Below are 6,192 nucleotides of genomic sequence, written 5' to 3' on the forward strand. Positions count from 1 at the left end.
GCACACGGTCGGCGTCACGTCCGGGGCGCCGACCGGGACGCCGACCGGGGCGCCGTCCGAGCACGCCGGCCGGGAGACCAAGGTCAGCGCGGAGCGGATCGTGATCGCGACCGGGACGCGCCCGGCCCGCCCGGACTCGGTGGCCTTCGACGACCGGACGGTGATCGACTCCGACGGGATCATCCACCTGGAGCGCATCCCCGAGTCCATGGTCGTGGTCGGCGCGGGCGTGATCGGGATCGAGTACGCCTCGATGTTCGCCGCGCTCGGCACCAAGGTCACCGTGGTCGAGCGGCGGGAGCGGATGCTGGAGTTCTGCGACCTGGAGATCGTCGAGGCGCTCAAGTACCACCTGCGCGACCTGGCGGTCACCTTCCGGTTCCGCGAGACCGTCGCGTCCGTCGAGCGGCGCGGCGGCGGCGCGATCACCATGCTGGAGAGCGGCAAGCGCATCCCCGCCGACACGGTCCTGTATTCGGCCGGGCGGCAGGGCCTCACCGACCGGCTGAACCTGGAGGCCGCCGGGCTGAGCGCCGACCGGCGCGGCCGGATCGCGGTGGACGACCACTACGCCACCGAGGTCCCGCACATCTACGCGGTCGGGGACGTGATCGGCTTCCCGTCCCTGGCGGCGACCTCGATGGAGCAGGGCCGCCTCGCCGCGCACCACGCCTGCGGCGAGCCGGTCGCCCGGATGGCCGAGCTGCAGCCGATCGGGATCTACACCATCCCCGAGATCAGCTTCGTCGGCCGGACCGAGGACGAGCTGACCGAGGCCAAGATCCCCTTCGAGGTCGGGGTGTCCCGGTACCGGGAACTGGCCCGCGGCCAGATCATCGGCGACTCCTACGGGATGCTGAAGCTGCTGGTCTCGCCGGACGACCGGTCGCTGCTCGGCGTGCACGTCTTCGGCACCGGGGCCACCGAACTGGTGCACATCGGGCAGACCGTGATGGGCTGCGGCGGAACCGTCGACTACCTGGTCAACGCGGTGTTCAACTACCCGACCCTCGCCGAGTCGTACAAGGTCGCCGCGCTGGACGCGATGAACAAGATGCGCCAGGTGGCCCGCCTCACCGAACTCACCGGCGAACCGCCCCACGCCCAGCCTGAGAACCCGGCCGGCGCGGGCGGGAAGTCGGCGAAGTGACGTCCCGACCGCAACCGGCGAAGCCATAGGTCGAAGCCTGTCGGCCTTGCCCCTGGCGCGATGCCCCGATCTACGGGTTTGAGTGCCGGTGTGCCTGTCAGGTGGTGGTCCGGCGGGCGTACGCCTCGATCTCGATCTTCATGCGGGGGTCGGCGAGGCCGCACATGAGCATCGTGGCCGCCGGCCGGACCTCGCCGAAGGCGCGCCGCAGCACCGGCCAGCAGGGCTCGAAGTCGGCCCGGTCGGGCAGCAGGTAGCGCACCCGGACGACGTCGCTGAGGGCGCACCCGGCCTCCGCCAGGGCGTCCTGGATGTTGCGCAGGCACTGCTCGGCCTGCTCCACCACGTCCTCGGAGATCGTCATGGTGGCGTAGTCGAAGCCGGTGGTCCCCGACACGTGCACCCAGTCGCCGTCGACCACCGCACGGGCGTAACCGATCTGCTCCTCGAAGGTCGAGCCACTGAGGATGGAACGTCGCTCTGTCATGTGCGGAACGCTAGGCACCCGGCCGTGGATACGTCCAATACTTCCTCAGGCGGCGGATGATATCTCTAGGCGTATGGAGCGTCCCGAGATTCCCCTTCCGCAGCTGCACGCCTTCGTCGTCCTGGCCGAGGAACTGCACTTCGGACGCGCCGCCGCCCGCCTGGGCATCGCCCAGCCGCCGCTGAGCCAGCAGATCCGACGCCTGGAGGGCAAGGTCGGCCACCCGCTCTTCGTCCGCGAACCGGGACGCGTCGGCCTCACCCCCGCGGGTCGGGAACTCCTGCCCGCGGCCAGGCACGCCCTCACCGGAATCGCCGACGGCCTGGCCGCGGCCCGGGAGGTCGGCAGCGGCAGAGCGGGCCGCCTGCGGATCGGCTTCGCCGGCTCGCTCGCCCTGACCGTCCTGCCCGGGCTGCTGCGCACCTTCCGGGAACGCTTCCCCGCCGTGCGGCTCGACATCCGGGAGATGACCACCACCCCGCAACTGGCCGCCCTGCGCGACGGCGCCATCGACGTCGGCCTGCTGCGCGAGCCCCCCGAGCACGACACCGAACTCGCCTTTCGGACCGTGCTCACCGAACCGTTCGTCGCCGTCCTGCCATCCGCGCACCCGCTCGCGGCCCAGCGGAGCGTCCGGGTCGAGCAGCTTGCCGACTCGCCCTTCATCCTTCTGCCCCGCGCCGTCGGACCGTCGCTCCACGACCAGATCACCGGCCTGTGCGCGGCGGCGGGCTTCACGCCCCGGGTGACCCAACACGCGGTGGAATGGCAGACCGTCTGCGCTCTGGTGGAGACCGGGCTGGGCGTCTCACTCGCCCCGCAGAGCATCCGCCGTATCCGCCTCAAAGGCGTCGTCTTCCGCAGGATCGAACCCGACACCATCCGCACACGAGTCGCCGTCGCGTGGCGCGAGAACGACCGAAGCCCCCTGGTCGCACGCCTCCTGGAAGCCCTCGACCAGGATCCGCCGGGCAGGATCTAGCCGGCGGGTGGGGGCGTTCCGGGTTCCAGCATGGGGACGAGGAACCGCCGGGCCAGCGCGGCCAGTTGCGCGTCGTCCTCGAGGTCGATGACGTGGCTGGGGATCGCCAGGAGGGAGCCGGAGATCCGGACCATCATCTCGGCGACGACGTCGGTGTCCAGCTCGGCTGACACGTGGCCCGCGCGCTGCTCGCGGCGGAGCTGGTCGGCGACGAAGCCGCGGACGGTCGCGAGGGTCCGCCCCCCGTCGCTGATCAGGGAGGGCAGGAGCAGGTCGGGTTCGGTGGCGATGAGGCCGCCGATCAGCGGGTTGCGGCGGATGGTGCGCAGCGAGCTCACGAACCCCAGCACCACACGGTCGGCGGCCGTCTCGGCCTCCCGGATGTCGCTGAGGAACTGGTCGAAGTACCGGCGGAACTCCCGTCGCACCACCTGTTCCACCAGGGCGTCCTTGGTGGCGAACCGCCGGTAGACCGTGATCCGCGAGACCCCGGCCCGGCGGGCCACGTCCTCCATCGTCGAGCGCTGGATGCCCATGCGGCAGAACTGGGCGTAGGCCGCGTCGAGGACGCGCGAGCGCACCTCGTCCGCGTCCTCGACTTGCTCGACCGCCTCGACGTACGCGTTCTCCAGCAGCGACCCCGAATCCGAGGACGTCATCAGAAACGACAGCACAGGGTCCACGGTCTCCTCCCGAGAGCACCGAGTCTGCCCGACCCGTCCAGGTTCGTCACGATGGGTCTTGTGACGGACGCCACCTCGTGCTCTCATGAGGCAGGCGCTGATACAGAGAAGCGCAACGCGTTTCATCGTATCAGCGGTCGCTCTCGGACCGAGGAGGCACCAGGCATGGACCGACCGAACCGACGCGACGTGCTGCTCGCCGGCGGGGTGCTCGGCACCCTCGGAGCCCTGAGCGTCGCGACTCCCGCGCAGGCCAAGGCGCTGTGGACGTGGTCCCCCAAGGGATCGGTCGTCGGCGCCGGCCAGGGCGCCGACCCCAGGTGGGTCTGGGACGCCCAGGCCGACCCGCTCGTCGCGTCCCTGATCGACGGCGGCGCCGTCCCCCGGATCAACGACCTGCTGAAGACCTGGACCAAGAACGGCCAGCCACTTCCGGCCGGGCTGCCGAACGAGCTGAAGCAGTTCATCGAACAGGCCCGCGCCCTGCCCTCCTGGGCCGACCAGGCGAAGCTCGCCACCGCCTTTAGGTTCAACGAGAAGCGCGGCACCTACCTGGGCATCTGCTACGGCTTCGCCAGCGGGATGATGAGCACGGCCATCCCGCACGAGGCGCGCGCGGTCTACTACTCCAAGGGCGGCGCGGACATGAGGGACCGCATCACCAAGACCGCCAAGCTCGGCTACGACATCGGCACGAGGAACGCCTTCCAGCCCGACGGCGAGATGATCGTCACCTGTGTGAAGACGCGGCTGGCCCACGCGGGCGTGCGCCACCTGCTGCCCCAGTCGCCGTACTGGACCAAGGTCGCCGACGAGCGGATCCCGATCAGCCAGGCCGACATGATGGTCACCTGGCACAGCCTGCCCACGACCGTCATGAAGCAGCTGACCAGGTGGAAGGTGCCGGTCCCCGCCGACGAGTCGGCCGCGTACCTGCACTCCTGGCAGCTGACCGCGCACATGCTCGGCATCCTGGACGAGTACATCCCCAACTCCTGGGACGAGGCCGACTCCCAGGCCGCGCAGGTGCTCGACCCCGTCCTCGCCCCCACCGCCGAGGGCGTCAAGCTCGCCGACATCCTGCTCCACCTGGGCGTCACCATCGACGGCGGCATCCTCACCACGCACATCCTCGGCGCGCTCACCCGCTTCATGCTCGGCGACGGGATCGCCGGCTGGCTGCAGATCCCCCGCGAACCGATCTGGGACCCCGCCTTCAAGGACCTCTGGCCGATCTTCGTCGCCATCAAGGAGGGCCTGCTCAAGATCACCGACGCCCCGCCGGCCCTGCTGAGCCTTTACTGGGCCTTCGACGAGCTGCTGCGCCTCGGGACCCTGCTCTACCTGTCCGGGGCCAAACTCCCGATCAGCATCCAGATCCCCACCACCAACAACCCGCACTACTGATCCCCGCCGGACGTCGGCCGGGGAAAGGAGGGTGCTCCAGTCGGCACCTTCGACCGCAGTCTGGGGACGATCAGCCATCACTCGGTCAACGCGGTGGAGTCGCTTGAGGGCCGTCCCAGAATTCGGCGAGGACGCGGTTCAGGGTGTCCGGTGCCTCCACGTGGGGATAGTGCGCGGCTCCGGGAATCGACACGTGCCGCGCGCCGATGCGTTCGGCCGTGACGCGCGCGCACGCGAGGAGCGGGCCGCCGCCGCGCTCGCGGTAGATGTCGGGCGCGTTCTCCCATGTTCCGGAGACGACGAGCTTGGGAAACGAAGCGGCGGCCAGGGCGGCGACCGGGATTCCGGCCTCCCAGCACACGCGCTCGTTGAGTGCACTCGCTGCTGCGCGGAGCCTGGTCTCGGTCGGTTCCATGGGCGGCAGGCCGACGGAGTCCGTAGCGGCACGGAGCGCCTGTTCCGGGGTCAGTCGAGGGAGGTCCGCGTAGGCGTCGCGGTTGGCGCGCAGTGCGGCCGCGACCTGCGGATCGTCCGCCGCGGCCTGGTAGCAGCCCGGCTCGATCAGCGTCAGGGACCGGACCGCCTCGGCCCGGCGCGCCGCCGCGACCATCGCGCCGACCGCGCCGTAGGAGTGCCCGACCAGGTGCGCGCCGTCGTCGAGGAGTTCGGCGATGTCGTCGGCGTCGGCGAGGTGGTCGCTGGGGAACGTCGGCCCGGCGTCCGGGCTTCCGCCGTGCCCGCGCCGGTCCACCAGGACGAGCCGGAACCGGTCCGCCAGCGGACGCTGCGCCGCGAACCCGGAGACCGGGTCGTCGCCCCAGCTCAGCGACCCGTGGACGAAGACCGCGCGCGGTCCGTCCGGCGGTCCGAGGACGGTGGCGTGGACCGTCCCCGGCAGCGTTCCGTTCGCTCGAAACATGCCCTGACCGCCTTAAACGTCGTTTAATACTCTTGAACCTTGTATAGGTTCTGGCGGCGCGGGCGTCAACCCCCCGGGCCGGTAGCGTGGACGCCGTGCCGTCCTCTGACTCGGTGTGGCTGAGGCCCGACCGTCCGCCGCGCGACCGGCGGCTCGACCGCGAGCGGATCGTCGCGGTCGCCGTCGCGCTCCTCGACGCGGGCGGGCACCGCGAACTGTCGATGCGCCGCGTCGCGGAGGCGCTCGGCGTCACCGCCGGGTCGCTGTACTGGTACGTCCGCACCAAGGACGAGCTGCTCGAACTCGCGCTGGACCACGTCCTCGGCGAGGTCGGCGTCACGGACGGGGACGCGGCCGATCCGGACGGGGCGGACTGGCGGCGGGCCGTCGCCGGGCTGGCGCGGAGCCATCGGGCGATGCTGCTCCGGCACCGCTGGGTGCTGTCCGAGCTGACCGTCCGGCCGAACCTGGGGCCCAACGCGTTCGCGCTGGCCGAGGCCGGGCTGCGGGCGATGTCGCGCGCCGGATTCGCGGGGGACGGGCTCGACGCCGCCCTGGCCGTCG

The 6,192-nt window shown here is 71.2% G+C and carries 7 protein-coding genes; 4 read left to right on the plus strand and 3 right to left on the minus strand.

Going from position 1 to position 6,192, the window contains the following annotated elements; translation table 11 throughout:
- Nucleotides 1-1,150: Si-specific NAD(P)(+) transhydrogenase (sthA, locus tag AB0J52_RS23165; protein WP_500184048.1), on the plus strand; the 1,150-nt coding region annotated here is incomplete at its 5' end.
- Nucleotides 1,151-1,247: 97 nt separating this feature from the next.
- On the opposite strand, the gene AB0J52_RS23170 is transcribed toward sthA, so the two are convergent.
- Complete coding sequence (locus tag AB0J52_RS23170; RefSeq protein ID WP_500184050.1) at nt 1,248-1,637, minus strand: RidA family protein; 390 nt, start codon at nt 1,635-1,637, stop codon at nt 1,248-1,250.
- 73 nt (nt 1,638-1,710) lie between these two features.
- Here AB0J52_RS23170 and AB0J52_RS23175 point away from each other — a divergent pair, with 73 nt between their 5' ends.
- The gene (locus AB0J52_RS23175) at nt 1,711-2,619 is read left to right on the plus strand and encodes a LysR family transcriptional regulator (protein WP_500184052.1); all 909 of its coding nucleotides are present in this window, start codon (nt 1,711-1,713) and stop codon (nt 2,617-2,619) included.
- On the opposite strand, the gene AB0J52_RS23180 is transcribed toward AB0J52_RS23175, so the two are convergent.
- On the minus strand, nt 2,616-3,302 hold the full coding sequence (locus tag AB0J52_RS23180) for a TetR/AcrR family transcriptional regulator (protein ID WP_500184054.1): 687 nt from the start codon (nt 3,300-3,302) through the stop codon (nt 2,616-2,618). The genes AB0J52_RS23175 and AB0J52_RS23180 overlap by 4 nt on opposite strands.
- A gap of 165 nt (nt 3,303-3,467) precedes the next feature.
- On the opposite strand from AB0J52_RS23180, the gene AB0J52_RS23185 reads away from it, so the two are divergent.
- Complete coding sequence (locus tag AB0J52_RS23185; RefSeq protein WP_500184057.1) at nt 3,468-4,709, plus strand: oxygenase MpaB family protein; 1,242 nt, start codon at nt 3,468-3,470, stop codon at nt 4,707-4,709.
- An 85-nt stretch (nt 4,710-4,794) separates the two neighbouring features.
- On the opposite strand, the gene AB0J52_RS23190 is transcribed toward AB0J52_RS23185, so the two are convergent.
- Nucleotides 4,795-5,628, minus strand: coding sequence for an alpha/beta fold hydrolase (locus AB0J52_RS23190; RefSeq protein ID WP_500184058.1), 834 nt, complete (start codon nt 5,626-5,628; stop codon nt 4,795-4,797).
- 95 nt (nt 5,629-5,723) lie between these two features.
- Between AB0J52_RS23190 and AB0J52_RS23195 the strand changes: the two genes are divergently transcribed.
- On the plus strand, nt 5,724-6,192 hold a 469-nt coding region (locus AB0J52_RS23195; protein ID WP_500184060.1), incomplete at its 3' end, for a TetR/AcrR family transcriptional regulator.

The sequence above is a fragment of the Spirillospora sp. NPDC049652 genome (genome assembly GCF_040675125.1).
GTDB lineage: Bacteria > Actinomycetota > Actinomycetes > Streptosporangiales > Streptosporangiaceae > Spirillospora.